The organism is Aurantibacter aestuarii, from assembly GCF_003008425.1.
GTDB lineage: Bacteria > Bacteroidota > Bacteroidia > Flavobacteriales > Flavobacteriaceae > Aurantibacter > Aurantibacter aestuarii.
The window spans coordinates 1,059,420-1,078,781 of record NZ_PXOQ01000007.1 but is presented as its reverse complement, the minus strand read 5'-3'; the positions used below and the strand labels follow the sequence as shown (position 1 = coordinate 1,078,781).

At 32.4% G+C, this 19,362-nt stretch carries 17 protein-coding genes; 11 read left to right on the top strand and 6 right to left on the bottom strand.

The window, feature by feature from the left end; translation table 11 throughout:
• Positions 1-10 precede the first annotated feature (10 nt).
• The 6 genes from C7H52_RS05990 to xrtF all read right to left on the bottom strand — a co-directional run bounded on the left by C7H52_RS05990 (position 11) and on the right by xrtF (position 4,592).
• Positions 11-439: a heavy-metal-associated domain-containing protein gene (locus C7H52_RS05990; protein WP_245918550.1), complete on the bottom strand. Its 429-nt coding sequence runs from the start codon at positions 437-439 to the stop codon at positions 11-13.
• Between the two features lie 16 nt (positions 440-455).
• The gene (locus C7H52_RS05985; RefSeq protein ID WP_106462964.1) at positions 456-803 is read right to left on the bottom strand and encodes a heavy-metal-associated domain-containing protein; all 348 of its coding nucleotides are present in this window, start codon (positions 801-803) and stop codon (positions 456-458) included.
• A gap of 17 nt (positions 804-820) precedes the next feature.
• Complete coding sequence (locus C7H52_RS05980) at positions 821-3,091, bottom strand: TonB-dependent receptor (RefSeq protein WP_106462963.1); 2,271 nt, start codon at positions 3,089-3,091, stop codon at positions 821-823.
• Between the two features lie 67 nt (positions 3,092-3,158).
• The gene (locus tag C7H52_RS05975; protein ID WP_106462962.1) at positions 3,159-3,575 is read right to left on the bottom strand and encodes an HYC_CC_PP family protein; all 417 of its coding nucleotides are present in this window, start codon (positions 3,573-3,575) and stop codon (positions 3,159-3,161) included.
• A 38-nt stretch (positions 3,576-3,613) separates the two neighbouring features.
• The gene (locus tag C7H52_RS05970) at positions 3,614-4,048 is read right to left on the bottom strand and encodes an exosortase F system-associated membrane protein (protein WP_106462961.1); all 435 of its coding nucleotides are present in this window, start codon (positions 4,046-4,048) and stop codon (positions 3,614-3,616) included.
• A 4-nt stretch (positions 4,049-4,052) separates the two neighbouring features.
• Positions 4,053-4,592 (bottom strand): exosortase family protein XrtF, encoded by a 540-nt coding sequence (gene xrtF / locus C7H52_RS05965; protein ID WP_106462960.1) that lies wholly within the window; start codon positions 4,590-4,592, stop codon positions 4,053-4,055.
• Positions 4,593-4,656: 64 nt separating this feature from the next.
• On the opposite strand from xrtF, the gene C7H52_RS05960 reads away from it, so the two are divergent.
• The 11 genes from C7H52_RS05960 (at position 4,657) to C7H52_RS05910 (ending at position 19,027) form a co-directional block, all read left to right on the top strand.
• On the top strand, positions 4,657-5,112 hold the full coding sequence (locus C7H52_RS05960) for a GAF domain-containing protein (RefSeq protein ID WP_106462959.1): 456 nt from the start codon (positions 4,657-4,659) through the stop codon (positions 5,110-5,112).
• Positions 5,113-5,249: 137 nt separating this feature from the next.
• Positions 5,250-6,782, top strand: coding sequence for a bifunctional phosphoribosylaminoimidazolecarboxamide formyltransferase/IMP cyclohydrolase (gene purH, locus C7H52_RS05955; RefSeq protein WP_106462958.1), 1,533 nt, complete (start codon positions 5,250-5,252; stop codon positions 6,780-6,782).
• A gap of 164 nt (positions 6,783-6,946) precedes the next feature.
• Complete coding sequence (locus C7H52_RS05950) at positions 6,947-7,975, top strand: rod shape-determining protein (RefSeq protein ID WP_106462957.1); 1,029 nt, start codon at positions 6,947-6,949, stop codon at positions 7,973-7,975.
• An 11-nt stretch (positions 7,976-7,986) separates the two neighbouring features.
• Positions 7,987-8,805, top strand: coding sequence for a rod shape-determining protein MreC (gene mreC, locus C7H52_RS05945; protein WP_106462956.1), 819 nt, complete (start codon positions 7,987-7,989; stop codon positions 8,803-8,805).
• Positions 8,795-9,301: a rod shape-determining protein MreD gene (locus C7H52_RS05940; protein ID WP_106462955.1), complete on the top strand. Its 507-nt coding sequence runs from the start codon at positions 8,795-8,797 to the stop codon at positions 9,299-9,301. Before mreC ends, C7H52_RS05940 begins: the two co-directional genes overlap by 11 nt.
• Complete coding sequence (locus C7H52_RS05935; protein WP_106462954.1) at positions 9,301-11,232, top strand: peptidoglycan D,D-transpeptidase FtsI family protein; 1,932 nt, start codon at positions 9,301-9,303, stop codon at positions 11,230-11,232. The genes C7H52_RS05940 and C7H52_RS05935 overlap by 1 nt, the downstream gene beginning before the upstream one ends.
• A complete protein-coding gene (rodA, locus tag C7H52_RS05930) occupies positions 11,225-12,511 on the top strand; it encodes a rod shape-determining protein RodA (RefSeq protein ID WP_106462953.1) in 1,287 nt (428 codons plus the stop codon). The genes C7H52_RS05935 and rodA overlap by 8 nt, the downstream gene beginning before the upstream one ends.
• A gap of 181 nt (positions 12,512-12,692) precedes the next feature.
• Positions 12,693-15,116 (top strand): TonB-dependent receptor, encoded by a 2,424-nt coding sequence (locus C7H52_RS05925; protein WP_106462952.1) that lies wholly within the window; start codon positions 12,693-12,695, stop codon positions 15,114-15,116.
• 59 nt (positions 15,117-15,175) lie between these two features.
• Positions 15,176-16,315, top strand: coding sequence for a PepSY-associated TM helix domain-containing protein (locus tag C7H52_RS05920; protein ID WP_106462951.1), 1,140 nt, complete (start codon positions 15,176-15,178; stop codon positions 16,313-16,315).
• A gap of 83 nt (positions 16,316-16,398) precedes the next feature.
• Complete coding sequence (locus C7H52_RS05915; RefSeq protein WP_106462950.1) at positions 16,399-18,237, top strand: PLP-dependent aminotransferase family protein; 1,839 nt, start codon at positions 16,399-16,401, stop codon at positions 18,235-18,237.
• A 235-nt stretch (positions 18,238-18,472) separates the two neighbouring features.
• A complete protein-coding gene (locus tag C7H52_RS05910) occupies positions 18,473-19,027 on the top strand; it encodes a DUF2199 domain-containing protein (protein ID WP_106462949.1) in 555 nt (184 codons plus the stop codon).
• Positions 19,028-19,362 lie beyond the last annotated feature (335 nt).

Sequence of the window (19,362 nt, the reverse complement as noted above, 5' to 3'; positions counted from 1 at the left end):
CTTTAATAAATTAATTAATCTCCATAGTCCTGTCGTATTGACAACATTTGGCATTGCTTGCGTACGCCTTATCATCGCCTTTAAAATCTGAAGTATCATACCCAGAAGCTGCTATAGATTTTTGAATATCGTCTGTATTTGTTTCATCATTATCAAACTTAACAGTAATCATCTTTTTATCCATATCCCAGTTGGCTGTCTTCACGCCTTCAACACTTTTAGCCGCTTTTTCTATAGTGTTTTTACACATCCCACAATTACCACGCACTCCAAATGTAGCTTCAACAATAGCGACATCATTTAACTCGACATCATCAGACACCTCTTCGGTCACTTCATTCATTACTGTAACTTCATCTTTTTTATTGTTGTTGTCGGTTTTACAACCAAACATAACTCCTAAACTTAAGGCTAGCAGTATTAAACCTGTTTTTTTCATAATTAAACGTTTTAAATTAATGTTCATCTATAACTTCTTGGTCTCTATATCTGCAACATGGGTGAACTGAAGCATAAGCTTCATCAGTAGCTTTTACTATTTTTGTATCATGTCCTACAGCTGCAACTTTTTTAGAAATAGTATCGACAGAAGTTTTCTCTTCATTAAAGATAACACTTAATTTTTTAGTTTCTAGATTCCAAATAGCGCTTTTTACACCTTTAGTTTTTAGTGCGCCTTTTTCAATACGGTCCTTACACATATTACAAATGCCATCTACCTCTAAAGTAGCTTTTGCGTTTTTATTTTGAGCAAAACTACCTATAGAAGTTACTAGTGCCAGTATAAATAAGATTTTTTTCATTATATATAAATTAAAAATTAGTTGTTTTTTGAAGGGATTTTATATCTTAATCCTGCGTAATAATTACTACCAAATACTGGACCATAAACAAACCCAGTATCAAAATACGTCCCAAAAGGATTTTCTGCCCCTAATATAGGATTATTTTGTCTTACATTAGTGATGTTTTCTCCACCTACATACACTTCAAACGAATTATTAAACACTTTTGTTATTTGTGCATTTAACGTTCCCACAGTTTTAGAAAATTCTCCTAGCTGAAATTCTGGTGGATTAGAGCTTGTATTAGAAAAACGTTGTTTTCCTAACCAATTATATGTCGCATCAAATTTCCAAGGTGCAGTTGGTTTTTCTTCTGAATACAATTCATAAGAAACATTTGCAAAAAACCGATGTTCTGGGGTTAATGGCTTTTGAAAGTTTCCTGATTTATAGTCGGTAGTGACTTTATAATTTTTATAAGCCAGTTTCATATTAAAATGCGTAAACGGATTGTAAGAGGTTTCTATTTGAAAACTATTCGCAACACTTTCTCCATCTAGATTATAAAATTGTATGGCTTGAGGATTTTCGTAATCTACAACAACCTGATTTGTAAAATTGGTTCTATAAAAATCGACTGCAACATCTCCTTTACGGTTAAATAAATTAAAGCCTTGTAAAAACGAAACTCCATAGTTCCAAGCAATCTCAGGGTCTAATCCATAAATATTCCCTCCAGTATTTTCTATAGAAATGGTTCTGTTTGTAGAAAATATATTTTGATTTTCTGCAAAAATATTAGCACTTCGCTTACCTCTTCCAAAAGACACACGTAATGCAGATTTTTCCCAAGGTGTATATCTGGCATGAAAGCGAGGTGTTATAAAAGTACCCAGCAAATTATTATAATCTACACGTAATCCTGCGGTTAATGTTAGGGCTTCAAGGTTATCGAAAGCATACTCAAAAAAAGCACCTAAATCGTATTCAGTTCTACTAAAATTAGTTGTGCCAACATCTTCTTTGTACGAATCGAAGGTATAATTTAATCCTGTTTTTATCTTATGTCTCGAATCTGAAATAATACTATTGTAAATTAAATTTGAGTACCAACTATTTTGTGTAATGTTATATACATTTAATCCATAATAAGAGTCTTGTTTATGGTAACTAAACGCGTTTTGAAACCCTACACTTCGCCATGGGATTTCAGGATCTACATATCCAATTTTAGAAGATGCTTGAAATCGGTTTGTAAAAATTTCACTTCCCCAAAAATTGGTGGTTAGCTTATCTGTATCGGGATTAAAATTAACTTGTCCTGATTGTTTTTCGTCCTGTAAATAATTCAAATTTAAAAACCCCACCCATCCTTTTTCAGAATCCAGATATTGCCATCTATTCATGATATTGTATTGCTTATAAAGTGGCATATCCAAAAACCCATCATTATTTCTATCGTGTTTTTGTTGGTGGATGTTTCCATGCAGATATAAACCTGTACTCCATTTTTCATTTAAATCTGTATTAATATGAGTATTTAGTTCCACACGCTCACTAGCCGCAGCAAATAAGTTTACAAAAAGTGCATTATCGGTTTTTGGTTTTACCAATTCTGCATTAATTTGACCAGCAATACTTTCATAGCCATTCACTACACTTCCCGCACCTTTGGTAATTTGAATACTTTCTACCCAAGTACCAGGAATAAAACTCATCCCATAAGATTGAGAAGCGCCACGAACGGTTGGTATATTTTCTGTAGCAATTAGGATATATGGACTAGTCAAACCCAGCATTTTTATTTGCTTGGTTCCTGAGACCGCATCGGCAAAATTAACATCAATAGAAGGATTAGTTTCAAAACTCTCGGAGAGATTACAACAAGCTGCTTTTAACAACTCATCGCTACTCACAAACGTTGTATTTTGTGGTGTGACATACGATAAGCTTGAAGACTTTTTCCTAGCTTCTAAAGTAACCTCATCCAGATTGCTAGAAGGACTTAATTTGTGTTCTATATACTTAGGCGAAGTTACCTCTATAGTATCTGACGTATAACCTACAAAGCTTATAATAAGCTTATTATACTCGGGCTTATAAGATAGCTCAAACTCACCGTCAAAATTAGTCACCGCTCCAACATTCGTATCTAACCAATACACATTTGCTCCTGGTAAAGGCAAAGCATTTTCTGTGTTCTCAATAATTTTTCCGGATATCGTATCTTGAGCAAGTAAAGTGCAAGGCACTAATAACATTGTAATAATCCAGGTAAAACCTGAATTTAAAAAGATTTTATTCATGATTTTATATACTAATTAAACGTTTAAAAAAAGTTCCAAAATGGAATTTGAATTAACTATTTAATTATCAAATCAGGAAAACCTGCTCCAGAATATTTAGGTCGTAGACTAGCCTGGGCGCATTATAATTTAAAAAAGAGTTTTGGGTGGACGCTTTCTCTTCAAAAAGTCCTGCATACGTATAAACAAATACTGCTGCAAATTGCTTTTGAAATTGAGAAAAGTCGTTTTTTGAATTTGTATCTAGTTGATTTTGAGTAGAAATTAACTCAACAACATCTTTACAGCAGGATTTTTCTAAAACCTCATGATCTTCAGAAGATTGTTGCACATCTCCACCACATTTTTCAGTAGAAAAAAACAATGATAAATCGATTAAATTATCTCCACAAAAATGTTTTTCCACAGTTAAAGACGCTGTAGAAAAAAGGACTAAAACTATAAAAGTTAAAGAAATTATTTTATGTAATACTAATTTAATCATGAAGTGCAAAGTTACAAAATTTTAAACGACACTTTAAATTATAAAGATTTTTTAACGTTTAAACGATTGTAATAAAAAGCCGGTAATAATAGCAATAACAATAGTGGCTGGATTAAAAATCGACGGATATTGAAGAAAATGTAATAATCTTCTTGTCTTGGATTGTAAACAAAATACAAATACAAACCACTAAGAATTATAAACGCGATGCTATAAAGGTAAATAGAAAATCTAACCAGATTTTTATCTTTAAAAAAAGCATATAAAATTGCAATTGATATCATACTATTTAACCAATATCTTAAAGCCGTAAAGCTTATTAATTTTGCAATTTCTCGTCTTGGTGAATCCAACGTTAAAAAATCACTTTTAAAAAAAACAAGATATGGGTCATAAAACAAGACATCTTCAAAAAGTCTTATTAACAATAAGAATATAAAGAGCAGTGTAATCCAAAGGTATTTAACTTTCATCTCTTTACGATTTTGTTTTATTAAATCGATACACCCAAAACATCCATAACACAAACACCATACTATAAATTAATCCCGGAAAAATTACGTTATGCAAAATCTCTTCACGCCAAGGATAATGATAAAGTGCAATTGCAATAATTACAATTCTTATGAGATTAGCAATATAAATTAAAACACTACCTGAGATAATGTAAATAAACGTGGTTTTAAAGTCTTTTGAAAATGAAATAATAAAAGACGCAAATAATATAATGATAGAAATCCCATTACAACCTTCACTTATAAACGCTAGATTTTTATTATTAATTACCAGATTTAAAACAGGTTCATGACTTTTTATCAAGCTAGCGTCATAACCAAACACTTCAAGTAACTTAACGGTTTGTTGCCCTACTAGGTTCGAAAAATAATCTGGGTAATACAAACTACCATCAGAAAAGTCTAAATAAAACTTATAGGCCAAAGTAAAAAGGAAATAAACTCCTAAAAACGTAGCTATAAATTTTAAAACAGGGCGATATTCTTTAAGTAATGATGCCAAACAATTTTTGTTTAAGTCCTTAAAATTACATCTTTTTAAATTAGTTTTGCAAAAAAAACAGACAATGCTATTACAAGACTTAAAACCAGAGGTTGAAAAAATTATAAATCAGCCAGATACAGATAAAGATTCTAAGCTTAAATTAATTTGCGAAGTATTAGAACGTAATGTAGATTATTACAATTGGGTTGGCTTCTATTTTAAAAATGGAGACAAAAATGAATTAAAGTTAGGACCATACGTAGGCGAACCAACAGACCATACGATTATCCCTTTTGGAAAAGGAATTTGCGGACAGGTAGCCGAAAGTAATGCTAATTTTGTAGTACCAGATGTCAAAGCACAAGACAATTATATAGCCTGTAGTATTACCGTTAAAGCAGAAATAGTTATTCCTATTTTTGTTAATGGTGAAAATATCGGGCAAATCGATATTGACTCTAATACTATAAATCCTTTTACAAAAGAAGACGAAGATTTTCTAGAGTTTGTTTGTGCACAAGTGGCTACCATTCTCTAAACCTATAAGTTATCTAATTTAAAGAGGTTTCATTCACTACAATGAAACCTCTTTTTTATTTGATAGGATTTAATTAAAAAAAAAGCTCATTTTACATCTACTTTGTGTAAATTTGCATGCTTATTAACACAACTATAATGAGCAACCCAAAACAAATTAAATCTGCATTAATATCTGTTTTTTCTAAAGACGGATTAGAGCCTATTGTTAAAGAATTAGACGCACAAGGCGTTACTATTTATTCTACTGGCGGAACTGAAAAATTTATAACCGATTTAGGTATAAAAGTCGTACCTGTTGAAGATGTCACATCGTATCCCTCAATTTTAGGTGGTCGCGTTAAAACACTTCACCCAAAAGTATTTGGTGGTATTCTAAACAGACAAAACCATGATGGCGATGTTAAGGAAATGAAAGAATTTGATATCCCACAAATAGATGTGGTGATTGTAGATTTATATCCATTTGAAAAAACAGTAGCTTCTGGAGCCTCACATCAAGATATTATTGAGAAAATTGACATTGGAGGCATTTCATTAATTCGTGCTGCTGCAAAAAACTTTGCAGACGTTTTATGTGTTTCTTCTGTAGACGACTACCAACAGTTTTTAGATTTAATTACAAATAAAAGAGGTTTATTAACCGAGGAAGACCGCAAAGCATTTGCTGCTAAAGCGTTTAATACTTCTTCGCATTATGACACGGCTATCTTCAATTTTTTTAATAGCGACCATACAATTACTGCTTTAAAATTAAGTGAGAATAATGGCAAAACGTTAAGATATGGGGAAAACCCTCATCAAAAAGGATTTTTCTATGGCGATTTTGACGCGGTATTTACAAAGCTTCATGGTAAAGAATTAAGTTACAATAACTTATTAGACGTCGATGCGGCAGTAAATTTAATAAACGAATTTAAAGGCGAAGCACCAACCTTTGCTATCTTAAAACACAACAACGCTTGTGGTTTGGCACAAAGAGATACAATTCACCAGGCTTATGTAGATGCATTAGCTGGAGATCCTGTTTCTGCTTTTGGTGGTGTCTTAATTGCCAATACAGAAATAGATTTAAAAACAGCTGAAAAAATTCACACATTGTTTTGTGAGGTGGTTATAGCACCTTCATTCTCAAAAGAAGCTCAAGATTTATTACAGGAAAAGAAAAACAGAATTTTACTGGTTTTAAATGATGTTGCGTTTGCCCAAACCACAGTTAGAACTTGTTTAAACGGCTATTTAGTACAAGATAAAGATTTTATTACAGATGCTAAAGCAGATTTAAAAACAGCAACAACGACTGCTCCAACAGATGCGCAAATTGAAGATTTATTATTTGCGTCTAAATTAAGTAAGCATACTAAATCTAACACCATTATCTTAGCTAAAAACAAACAACTTTGTGCTTCTGGAACAGGACAAACCAGTCGTGTAGATGCTTTAAACCAAGCTATTCATAAAGCACAGTCTTTTAATTTCGATTTAAATGGAGCAGCTATGGCTAGTGACGCGTTTTTTCCATTTCCGGACTGTGTAGAGATCGCAAAAAATGCGGGAATCACATCAGTTATTCAACCTGGAGGCTCTATAAAAGACCAATTAAGTATCGATTATTGTAACGAAAATAATGTGGCAATGGTAATGACAGGTACACGTCATTTCAAACATTAATGCAATTTTATTTTAAAATAAATAGAATAAATAATATAAAAATCAGTTTAATTTAATCTTAAACTGATTTTTTTTTATTTCAAACCAAATAAAATGAATTAAATACCTTAACTTTTGCTACTTTTACAACACTTTTTATTAACACCAATAATTCCTCAAAAAAAATGGGCTTTTTTGATTTCCTAACGGAAGAAATCGCAATCGATTTAGGTACCGCGAACACATTAATTATTCATAACGACAAAGTTGTTGTTGATGCTCCTTCTATTGTTGCAAGAGATCGTATTACAGGAAAAATTATTGCTGTCGGACGCGAAGCCAACTTAATGCAAGGTAAAACCCATGAAAATATTAAGACTATTCGTCCTTTAAAAGATGGGGTTATCGCCGATTTTGATGCTTCGGAACAAATGATAAGCCGTTTTATAAAAGGAATCCCTGCACTAAAAAAGAAAATGTTTTCTCCTACGTTACGTATGGTGGTTTGTATTCCTTCTGGAATTACAGAGGTAGAAATGCGTGCGGTTAAAGAATCTTGTGAACGTGTTAACGGTAAAGAAGTATTTTTAATTCATGAACCTATGGCTGCTGCAATTGGTATTGGGGTAGATATTATGCAACCTAAAGGTAACATGATTGTTGATATAGGTGGTGGAACAACTGAAATTGCTGTAATAGCCTTAGGTGGTATCGTTTGCGACAAGTCGGTTAAAGTTGCAGGAGATGTGTTTACCAATGATATAATTTATTATATGCGTACACAGCATAATTTATATGTAGGAGAAAGTACAGCCGAAAAAATTAAAATTCAAATTGGTGCCGCAACAGAAGATTTAGATTTACCGCCAGACGACATGGATGTTCAAGGTAGAGATTTACTTACTGGTAAACCTAAACAAGTGCAAATTTCCTATAGAGAAATTGCTAAAGCACTAGACAAGTCTATTTTACGTATTGAAGATTCTGTCATGGAGACTTTATCACAAACTCCACCAGAACTAGCTGCGGACATTTATAATACTGGAATTTATTTAGCAGGTGGAGGCTCAATGTTAAGAGGTCTTGACAAACGTTTATCTCAAAAAACAGATTTACCAGTATATATTGCAGAAGATCCGTTAAGAGCAGTAGTACGTGGCACAGGTATCACCCTTAAAAACTTAGCTAAATTTAAAAATGTATTGATAAAATAGCTAACTAAACCATGCAACAAATAATAAACTTCTTTTTAAGAAATAAAACCTTCTTACTGTTTTTATTGTTGTTTAGTTTGGCAATAGTTTTTACGATACAATCTCATTCATTTCATAAAAGTCGCTACATTAATTCCGCCAATTTTTTATCTGGCGGAGTTTACAGCACCGTAAATGATATCAATACATATTTTGATTTAAAAGAAGAAAACTTAAAATTACAGGCTGAAAATAACAGACTCAGAGACCTAGTTTACAACAATAATATTAAAACTAATTTAGCTGTAGATACTACTACAAAAACAAATTACAAAACTATTCCTGCTTTAGTAATTAAAAATGATTATGCTTTAAATAACAACGTTTTACTTATAAATAAAGGCAGACAACACCATATAAAACAAGATTTAGCAGTAGTTTCACCTAAAGGTGTGGTAGGAATCACAGACCGATTCAATTCTAAATACACAACCGTACTTTCTATTTTAAATACGAATACCTTAATTAGTGCAAAACTTAAAAAATCTAATCATTTTGGTACTATTAGTTGGAATACAAAATCACCTAAATTTGTTCAACTTACCGAAATACCTAAAATTGCTCAAATAAAGAAAGGAGATACCATAGTCACTTCAGGGCGATCAGCTATATTTCCAAGTGATATTTTAATTGGTAAAGTAAAATCTTATCAATTAGATCAAGCTGAAAATTTTTATACTGTAGAAGTAGAACTATTTAACGATATGACTAGCTTAGATCATGTATATATAATAGATAATAAAGACAAAACGCAAATTGAAAATTTACTAAACAACTCGAATGACCAATAGTCTTATAAAACATCCTTTGAGATTTATTTTACTAGTGCTTTTTCAGGTGACTATTTTTAATTATGTCAATTTTTTAGGCTTTATTAATCCTTATCCATACATTATTTTTATTGTACTCTATCCACTAAGAAACAATAGAAATCTATTTATTTTTATTGCTTTTTTATTAGGCTTAAGCGTAGATATGTTTAGTGATACAGGTGGAATCCACGCAGCTGCTTCCGTATTTATTGCTTACATAAGACCCGTTATAAGCAAATTTAGTTTTGGAGCTTTAAATGAAGTCTACTCCATAAAGTTTAATAATATTGAGTTTTTAAGACGCTTAACCTATGTTTCACTTTTAGTATTTACTCATCATTTTGTCGTTTTCAATTTAGAAGTATTTAACATGAGCCATATACTAACCAGTCTAAAACTCACGTTATTCTCAGGGATTTTCACAATAATTCTTATTTTATTAATAACAACCATATTTAGCTCCAGTAAAAAATAATGAGAAAAATCTTACTTGCACTTATAATTATTTTAGTAGGTTTTATCTTTATTGGTCGTTTATTTTATCTTCAGGTTTATTCAGATCATGAAACGTCCATTTTAGATGATAACGCTATCCGTAAGGTTTATGAGTACCCTAAACGTGGTTTTGTGTTTGATAGGCATGGAACACTTTTAGTGTCCAACCAGCCCACATATGACGTGATGTTAATTCCAAGAGAAGTAAAACCATTCGATACTTTAGAGTTTTGTAATCTATTAAAAATTGATAAGGAAACCTTAAACAAACGTTTTTTAAAAGCCAAAATATATTCTCCACGTTTACCATCTGTTTTAGTCTCTCAATTGTCTAAAGAAGATTACGCTTATCTTCAAGAAAAAATGCGTAAATATGAAGGCTTTTTTATTCAGCAGCGTTCTTTAAGACAATATGAAACCACTATTGGCGCGAATGTATTGGGCGACATTGGAGAAGTTAATGAGCGTGACATTACTCGGGATGATTATTACAGGCAAGGTGATTTAATAGGAAGACAAGGTGTGGAAGTGTCTTATGAACATATTTTAAGAGGTAAAAAAGGCATTAAATTTATTCAGAAAGATCGCTTCAACCGAAATATTGGCCCATATAAAAATGGGAGTTTTGATTCCTTACCAATCCCTGGAAAAGATATAGCCATTACCATTGATTCCAAACTTCAAGAATATGGAGAGTTATTAATGCAAAACAAGCGTGGTGGTATAATTGCAATAGAGCCTAGTACCGGAGAAATTTTAACTATGGTTTCTGCACCATCTTACAATCCTAATGCATTGGTAGGTAGACAACGTAGTAAGAATTTTACAAAATTATATAATGACAGTATCGCAAAACCTTTGTATGATAGAGGTTTATTAGCACAATATGCACCAGGCTCTCCATTTAAAATTTTAAATGCACTAGTTGGCTTACAAGAAGGCGTTGTGACTACAGAAGACCGTTTTATTTGTAGAATGGGGTATTATTATGGAAGTCGAAAACTTACAGGTTGCCATAGTCATGTCAATCCTGTAAATATGAATATTGGTATTTATGAATCTTGTAATGCCTATTTTGCAAATGTTTACAAGCGTATTATAGAAAGTAAAAAAAGTGCTTACGAAAGCACCGAAATATGGAGTGATCATATTAAAAGTTTTGGGTTGGGCGGTTATTTAGGATACGATTTAAATATTGGTCGGCCGGGTCGTATCCCAGATGGCGATTTTTACGACAAATGGTATGGTAAAGGACGCTGGTCTGCAACATATAACATCTCTAATGCAATTGGACAAGGTGAAGTTGAGGCTACGCCAATACAATTAGCTAATATGGTAGCTGCTATTGCCAACAGAGGTTATTATTTCACACCTCATATTATTAAAAAAATTGAAGGTGAAGACATTGATAAAAATTACACCACACCAAAATACACTACTATAGACAAGGAACATTTTGAGCCTATAATTGAAGGAATGTATGACGTGTTTAATAAAGGTACTGCAAAATATTTAGGTGCTGAAGGTATTGATATTTGTGGTAAAACAGGTACCGCAGAAAATTTTGTGAAAATTAACGGAGTTAAAACACAATTAACAGACCACTCCATTTTTGTAGCATTTGCACCAAAAGATAATCCTAAAATTGCTATTGCTGTTTTTGTTGAAAATGGTTATTTCGGAAGTCGTTTTGCCGGTAAAATTGCAACTTTAATGATTGAGCAGTATCTAAATGGTAAAGTATCTAGAACAGATTTTGAAGATTGGATTTTAACCCATAGTCTGGAAAACGAATACGAAAAACCTTATTCAAACGAACCTTTCGGTATAAACAGGCAGTCTCAATTTCAAATTATAGAAAAAGACCAAGCGGTTATTGACAAAATTAAAGCTTTAAGAGAAGATGAATAGAGCTACAGACAGATATTATAAATTTGACTGGGCGACTATCATTCTATTTGTTGCACTCATGCTTTTTGGACTTTTTAATATTGCTTCAGCTTCTCAAGGCGGTGAGGCTCTAGATTGGACAGATTTCAGCAAACCCTATACGAAACAATTAGTCTTCATTGTATTATCTGTAGTCCTAATTATACTTCTCCTCTCGTTAGAAAGTAAGTTCTATGAGCGTTTTTCTAGTATCATTTACGTCATTTCTATGCTCTCTCTTGTAGGGCTATTTATATTTGGAAAAAACGTAAATGGAGCTACTTCATGGTATGGTATTGGCGGTATGACTTTACAACCCAGCGAATTTGCTAAAGCTGCAACTGCTCTGGCAATTGCTAAATATATAAGCGACTTAAATACCGACATTAAACATTTAAAACATCAATTTAATCTGGTACTTATATTAGTTATTCCAGCACTTTTAATTGTATTACAAAAAGATGCCGGAAGTGCATTAGTTTACGGATCTTTTGCATTTGTGTTGTATCGTGAAGGTTTGCCACAAAACTATTTGCATAGCGTTTTCTTACTTATTATAGTAGCCATTATTTCTTTAAAGTTTGGTGTTATTGCAGCTGGGCTTTCTGCTGTACTTATTATAGCTGCTAAATTTTTTATGAATGGTAAGAAAAAAAACAGAAATAAGATTGCTAAAATTTTAGGAATAAGTCTAATTTATGTGGGCATTGCTTTTGCTGTCAATTATACTTTTAACGAGTTATTACCACCTCACCAAAAAGATCGTATTACCATTTGGTTAAGCCTAGAAAAAGATCCAGAAAAGCTGGAGCGCATGAAAAAGCTTGAAGCCTACAACCTTAATGAATCTGAAAAAGCTATTAGTAGTGGAGGCTTCTCTGGAAAAGGCTTTTTAGAAGGTACACGAACCACAGGTAATTTTGTTCCAGAACAGCATACCGATTATATTTTTAGTACCGTTGGGGAAGAATGGGGATTTTTGGGGAGCACTGCTGTAGTTATTGTTTTTGTATTACTTATGCTGCGTATTCTATTTCTGGCAGAAAAGCAAAAAAACAGCTTTAGTCGTATTTATGGTTACGCTGTGGCTTCTATTTTATTCTTTCATTTTCTTATTAACATTGGTATGGTTATGGGCTTAATACCAACTATAGGTATCCCTTTACCTCTATTTAGTTATGGTGGTTCTGGACTTTGGGGCTTTACCATTTTGGTCTTTATTTTTATAAAATTAGACTCAAATCGTATTAATGAGTGGTAGTTTATTGTTAATATATCACCACGAAAACTATTTTTATTTAAAAAGTTATCTCTTAAAATATAGATAACCAACACTTTAAAAAAACCTTATTTAGATTTATTATAAATAATTTGGTCAATACAAATTAGGCATATATTTTTGCCGAAAACAAACTATTTATATTAAGTCTAAATAAAAACAAATGAAACATTTATTTTCTTTCCTCATTGTATTAATATTTTCACAATCAATTATTTCTCAGAATGCCACTATAACTGGCACTGTTACAGACCACAATCTAAAACCGCTTTTTGGGGTTAACGTTTATTTAAAAACTAAATCAAAAGGCACGCAAACTAACGAAAATGGTTTTTTTGAACTATCACGATTAGACCAAGGTGACTATATATTATCTGTGTCCTATTTGGGATTTAAAACGAAAGAAATCCCGTTTTCCATAGAAACTAACTCTAAGCTAAATCTTATAGACATCGTTCTTTATGAAGGAAATGAAATTTTAAACGAAGTAACTGTAGAAAGCAATCGTCGTAATAAGTTTTCCAGAAAAACCACTGCTTATGTAGCAAAACTACCGTTAAAAGATATCGAAAACACTCAGGTATATAGCACGGTTACCAACGAGCTTTTAAAATCTCAAATGGTTACTAACTTTGATGATGCCTTAAAAAACGCTACAGGTGTAGAGCAATTATGGACGTCTACTGGACGTGGTGGTGATGGTGCCGGTTATTTTGCGCTTCGTGGGTTTTCTGTGCAGCCGCAATTGGTTAATGGTTTACCTGGATTAACTAACGGAACAATTAACCCAGCTAATATTGAACGTATTGAAGTCTTAAAAGGACCATCTGCAACATTATTTGGCAATGCCGTAAGCTCCTATGGGGGACTTATAAACGTAGTTACTAAAAAACCCTATGTTGGGACAGGTGGAGAATTATCGTTTACCTCTGGAACTTATGGATTTAATCAAATGGTTGGCGATTTCAACACAGCTTTAAGCAAAGAGGATAATATTTATTTCAGATTAAATACAGCTTACACTACAGAACAAAGTTTTCAGGATGCAGGATTTAGAAAATCGTTTTTTGTAGCACCGTCTTTATCTTACAAAGTAAACAATAAACTTTCATTTTCTTTCTATGGAGAAATTACTAAGGCAGAGCAAACCAACCCAACATTTTTATTCTTAAACAGAAGTGCTCCAACAGAAGCAGCTAATCTGGAGGAACTAGGTTATAATAATAAATTATCTTTCACCAGTAACGATTTAAGCCTATTAAATCCTACACAAAACTATAGAGTTGAAATGGATTACAAATGGTCCGACACTTGGAAGTCCCAAACCCTACTTTCTAAAAGTTCAACTTCTACAAAAGGATATTACTCTTATTTATTTGATTATGGCTTATTGGGAAACAACACCTTTACACGCTTTATTAACAAACAAAATGCAAATACACAAACCACAGATATTCAGCAAAACTTTATAGGAGATTTTAAAATAGCCTCTTTAAGAAACAGAGTGGTTATTGGTTTAGACTATTTTAATGAAACACAAACTAATAACAGCACAGGTTATGCGTTTTATGGAAATATTACTCCAAGTGGAGGTGCCAATGGAGACAATCCGTTTACCCCTGCTGTAGAAACCGATACATTTCCTCTTTCTACCTCTGGAGTAGATGCTGTTTTAGAAACGCAAGGTGTGGGAAATACAAAATCTAAATCTCACATATATAGTTTATATGCTTCAGATGTAATAAATTTTACTGATAAGCTTTCTGCTATGGTCGGGTTACGTTTAGATCATTTTGATAATGAAGGAGATGTAACAGACACTGAGGATGATTATAACCAGACCACCTTATCTCCGAAATTTGGAATTGTATTCCAGCCTATTTTAAATCAGCTATCTATTTTTGGAAATTATCAGAATGGATTTACTAATGTATCTCCACAGCTTGTAGGTAATCCCGATAATGGACCGCAGACTTTACAAACTTTTGATCCTGAACAAGCTAATCAATTAGAGTTTGGTGTAAAAACAAATTTATTTAATAACCGATTAAATGCAACCTTAAGTTATTACAATATTAAAGTTAAGGACAGAGTAATTACAGATCCTGCCTCTCCATTTAATAAAATTCAAGGTGGAGAAGTTGTAAGTAAAGGTTTTGAAATTGAATTAAGTGCAAACCCAGTAAACGGCTTAAATATTAGAGCTGGTTTTAGTACTAATGACAGCGAAACCACAAAGTCTGACAATAACGAAATATTAAATAAAAGACCTCTTGAAGCTGGACCAAAAAACACTTATAATTTCTGGGCAAACTATGAGTTTCAAGAAGGTAGTTTAGATGGATTTGGTCTTGGATTTGGTATTAATGGTGCAAGCGAACGATTTGCTATTAATTACACATCTACTGGCGAATTTATTTTACCCAGCTACACTATAGCAAATGCTTCCGTTTTCTATCAAGCTGATAAATATAGAATAGGCTTAAAGTTAAATAATGCATTTAACAAAGAGTATTATAAAGGCTGGACAACCATAAATCCTCAAATGCCAAGAGCTTTATTTGCTAACGTTTCATATCAATTTTAAACAGTCCAAGTTAAAGAGCAGCTTTATACAAGGTTGCTCTTTTTTATACATTACATAAAATGACCAGTAAAAAAATTATTTTTCAAATCCATAAAATAGTAGGCTTACTAACAGGAATAGTTGTATTTATTGTAGCAATTACAGGATGTTGTTGGGCATTTAGAGATGAAATTGAAAGTCTATATGACGACTATGAAACGGTTAGTCCAAAAAGCGATCCTATTTTAACTCCTACTCAGGCTAAACAAATTGCTCAAAATGTGTTTCCAGACCAAACCATTCATGGCACTTTATTTAAAAAAGAAGGACATGCAGTTGAAGTTATTTTTTATGATGCAGATCCAGAATTTTATCAAAGTGTGTTTTTAAATCCATATTCCGGTGAAGTTATACAAATTGACAATCATTTCTCAGGGTTTTTTGCTTTCATTTTAAAAGGACATATACGCTTGTGGCTTCCAAAAGAAATTGGAGAACAAGTTGTTGGTGTTTCAATTCTTATGTTTATACTTATAATTATTTCAGGTTTTATTCTTTGGTTACCCAAAAAGCGTAAAAACCTAAAACAGCGACTTAAATTCGATTGGAAAAAATCTACCCGTTGGAAAAGAAAAAATTTCGATTTGCATACCGTAGTAGGGTTTTATGTATGTTTTTTGGCTTTAATTTTAGCATTTACAGGTTCTATGATGTCCTATAATTGGCTAAAATATGTGGTGTATAAGTCTACAGGAGGCGAAAAAGAAGCCCGTTTTATAATTCCGGATAATATAACCGACGTTACTTTAGACAAATCGACTCTACCTATGGATTTTTTAATTGTGAAATTGTTTAAAGAAAACCCAGAAGCAAAGTCTTTTGAATTACATTATCCTAAAACCAAAGATGAAAGTATTTATGTAGAAGTCTCTAATAGTGAAGGGTTATATTACGATTCAGATTTTCGATTTTTTGACCAGAACACTTTAGAAGAGATTGAAACACCTAGTATTTATGGGAAGTATAAAAATGCTAAAATAGCAGACAAAATACAGCGCATGAATTATGATATTCATATAGGTGCAATTGGTGGTATTGCAGGTAAAATTATAGCCTTCTTAGCCAGTTTACTTGTAGCAAGTCTTCCAGTAACCGGGACTTTATTGTGGTATGGGAGAACTTATAAAAAGAAGAAGTCCATAAAGTCATTAAATTCTTAAAACTTTAGCAATATCCTAACAGCACATTACTTTCAAGAAAAAACGAATTAATGTACCTTGCAAGTCATAAAAAACAAACTCTCATGCAAGACATAAATATAGCAACATATCTTAAAGACGTTTTAAAAAACAGACCTAGCGACTGGTTAAGTTTAACCACACACAGGTTAGATATTTATGATGAACGTCTTGCAAAAACAGAGTTTTTAGACCAGTTTGAGTTGCTTTACAAAAAAGGTACTTCAACAACAGAAGCCTTAAATCAACTTCCAACTGCATACGATTATATACGTTTGGGGCACCCGTTATCTTCAATATTAGAATGGGGCATTGCAAAACATTTAGATGTACCCACTCAAAACGTGATTAGTTTTGGCTCTCAAACTATGCCTGTTCTGGCTATTTTAAGAACCAACACTTTAAAAAATACCAATACTTTAATATGTTACTCAAGTGAGCTTCCGGAAAGTTTTAATGAAGAAGTTTTAAAATCTGTTTACAACTATCGTTTTGAAACTCAAAAAGTAAATACTGTAGAAGACATCAAACCATTTAATGGTTCGGTTATTTATATTTCAAACAAATCGAAAGTACAATTCAGTTCTGTGAAAGCAGATTTCCATTTAACAACTTATGGACCGCTTGGTAGTATTTTAGTTATCAATAAAACTGTAGAGACTTCATATGTTTCGGATATACAACACGTAAGACGTCGTGAAACCGTTGCGATGACACCTCATAATACATTAAAAGCGTTAGAATCTTTTGTTGAAGAATCTTCAATTTCATTTGAAGATGATGCGGTTGAAAAACATAAAGCGTTTGTTCTGGAAGAAATTAAAACCATTACCCATAGCAATTTAACGCCTTTAGTAGGTTCTAGCGGATTATCTATACAATATGCCATCATGATGGGCTTAGTCGATTATGCTTTAAAACATCACAAAGGACAAGCCATTAAATTTATTGTTCCTCCAAACTGTTATGGCGGGACAAACGACCAAGCAAGACGTGTAGCCGCTTGTTTAGAGTTTGTAGAGATTGTAGATTTACCGGTTGATGGTAACAATGATATGGTTAGTAGCGTTAATTCTGTATTAGATAACATAGCTAAAGAAAATGCTGTACCTTTTATTATTGCTGAGATACCAACCAACCCACGAGTTGAAGTACCTAATTTAGAGCATTTAAAAGAAGCTTTGAGTAAACCACGTTTGACTTCTAAAGGGGAAAAAGCAACAGAACCTGTTTTTATATTAGACCAAACCTTTTGTCCTAATGTTAACTTTTTAGGGCAAAACGCCATACTTTCAGATATTAAAACCATTTCTTATGCAAGTGGCTCAAAATTCCCAAGTGGAGGAACCTGTACTGCGGGATATTGTACCGGAAGTGAAAAAACAAAAGCGTTACTTGAACCTATTAAATTTCATTTAACGCTATGCGATAATGAAGCTACCGCTTTTCAATACAAAATGCTGGCAGAACATTTACCGTCTATGTTAAAACGTATAGACGATGCTTATGTAAACACCAGAGATTTTGTTAGTTTTATACAACGCAACTTACCTGAAGCAAAAATTAATTTTGTTTCTGAAGCATTAGCCCAACAAGGTTTTACGCCTTCCGTTTTTTCTTTAGACTTACCAACAAAAGGCGATACGCATGAAGAACGTGAAGCCTATAAACGTGCATTAAATTTAAAACTCATTAATTTAATGATTACAAATATTCCAGACGAAAGCAAGTTTTGTGTAAGTTACGGGCAACTTAAAGGTTGTTACTGGACCATTCCAGCTACCTCAACACAAGGCACCACAAAAGAAGGCGATAAAGATTATATTGTAAGAGCTTCTCTTTCTCCAAATTTAGATTTACAGCGTCATAAAGACGTGTTTATGGAGTTTATTGAAAGTTTGTAATATTAGCAAGTTAGCAGTTAAAAAGTCTCAAAATATAATATATTTTGAGACTTTTTATGTTTTAGAGAACAGAACAAATAAAGTCCGAATTGATAAAAATAATTAAATTATATTTACGGGATAACAGTAACTCAAATCTTACGATATCCTGACTTATTTACGGGATATCGATAGTAAAAGTTATAATATAACGAGTTGTGCAACATTTGAAAAAAACATCGAACTGAATTGAAATATGGGAATTTTTGACCTTTTTAAGAAAAAACTAAAAACAACCGAGTTTAAATGTTCGACTTGTGGAGAAATACACGATGAATTACCTGCACTCGGATTTATATCCCCATTTTATTACGATACTTTAAACGAAAAAGACAAAAAAGAGATTGCTGAATTATCTAGTGATTTTTGTGTAATAACTCACGAAGATCAAACTGATAGATTTATAAGAACAACTTTGACTATTCCAGTTAATGATATTTACGAAGATTTGGATTACGGAATTTGGGTTTCTTTAAGTGAAAAGAGTTTTAACGAATACAAGTCTGAATTTAAAAATAATATTGACGGAAAAACATATTTTGGAATGATTAGTAATGAAATTCCAGACTATAAAGAAAGTACTTTAGGACTTCACGTAAATGTGAATACACGAAGTGGCGGAATGAGACCTGAAATATCTGTTCACAGAATTGAACACGATATAATTTCGGATTTAGAAAATGGAATCTCAATTGAGGAAGCCGAAAAAAGAATAGAACGAATGAAAAAAACGTTGCACAACAATGTATAAAAATAATTGCTCAATTTTGGGCTTAACCAATGGTAGTTGCAAGTTTACTACGTCTGATTTCCCTACGGAAAATCCTCGCACGTAAACCCGCAACTATTCTTATACGAGACCGTTAGCCATAATTAAACCAAATAATGAACGAATTAACTAAAATTGGAAAAAAAAGAACAATATTACTTTCAATAAGTATTTTATTAGTTTCAATTCATACGATATATTTTTATCATTCTGTGAGACCAGAAATTGAGTTAAAAAAACTAATACAACAATTAATCAGGTTTTCATTGACAATCGGACTTTTAATTTTGGTTTATGAAGGAAAGAATTGGGCGAAA

What these genes read in the sequence shown, in the direction of transcription:
- purH (WP_106462958.1), top strand. Translation starts at nt 5,250, where the DNA reads ATGAGCAACCCAAAACAAATTAAATCTGCATTAATATCTGTTTTTTCT.
- rodA (WP_106462953.1), top strand. Translation starts at nt 11,225, where the DNA reads ATGAATAGAGCTACAGACAGATATTATAAATTTGACTGGGCGACTATC.
- mreC (WP_106462956.1), top strand. Translation starts at nt 7,987, where the DNA reads ATGCAACAAATAATAAACTTCTTTTTAAGAAATAAAACCTTCTTACTG.
- C7H52_RS05925 (WP_106462952.1), top strand. Translation starts at nt 12,693, where the DNA reads ATGAAACATTTATTTTCTTTCCTCATTGTATTAATATTTTCACAATCA.
- C7H52_RS05960 (WP_106462959.1), top strand. Translation starts at nt 4,657, where the DNA reads ATGCTATTACAAGACTTAAAACCAGAGGTTGAAAAAATTATAAATCAG.
- C7H52_RS05940 (WP_106462955.1), top strand. Translation starts at nt 8,795, where the DNA reads ATGACCAATAGTCTTATAAAACATCCTTTGAGATTTATTTTACTAGTG.
- C7H52_RS05950 (WP_106462957.1), top strand. Translation starts at nt 6,947, where the DNA reads ATGGGCTTTTTTGATTTCCTAACGGAAGAAATCGCAATCGATTTAGGT.
- C7H52_RS05920 (WP_106462951.1), top strand. Translation starts at nt 15,176, where the DNA reads ATGACCAGTAAAAAAATTATTTTTCAAATCCATAAAATAGTAGGCTTA.
- C7H52_RS05985 (WP_106462964.1), bottom strand. Translation starts at nt 803, where the DNA reads ATGAAAAAAATCTTATTTATACTGGCACTAGTAACTTCTATAGGTAGT.
- C7H52_RS05935 (WP_106462954.1), top strand. Translation starts at nt 9,301, where the DNA reads ATGAGAAAAATCTTACTTGCACTTATAATTATTTTAGTAGGTTTTATC.
- C7H52_RS05980 (WP_106462963.1), bottom strand. Translation starts at nt 3,091, where the DNA reads ATGAATAAAATCTTTTTAAATTCAGGTTTTACCTGGATTATTACAATG.
- C7H52_RS05970 (WP_106462961.1), bottom strand. Translation starts at nt 4,048, where the DNA reads ATGAAAGTTAAATACCTTTGGATTACACTGCTCTTTATATTCTTATTG.
- C7H52_RS05910 (WP_106462949.1), top strand. Translation starts at nt 18,473, where the DNA reads ATGGGAATTTTTGACCTTTTTAAGAAAAAACTAAAAACAACCGAGTTT.
- C7H52_RS05990 (WP_245918550.1), bottom strand. Translation starts at nt 439, where the DNA reads ATGAAAAAAACAGGTTTAATACTGCTAGCCTTAAGTTTAGGAGTTATG.
- C7H52_RS05975 (WP_106462962.1), bottom strand. Translation starts at nt 3,575, where the DNA reads ATGATTAAATTAGTATTACATAAAATAATTTCTTTAACTTTTATAGTT.
- C7H52_RS05915 (WP_106462950.1), top strand. Translation starts at nt 16,399, where the DNA reads ATGCAAGACATAAATATAGCAACATATCTTAAAGACGTTTTAAAAAAC.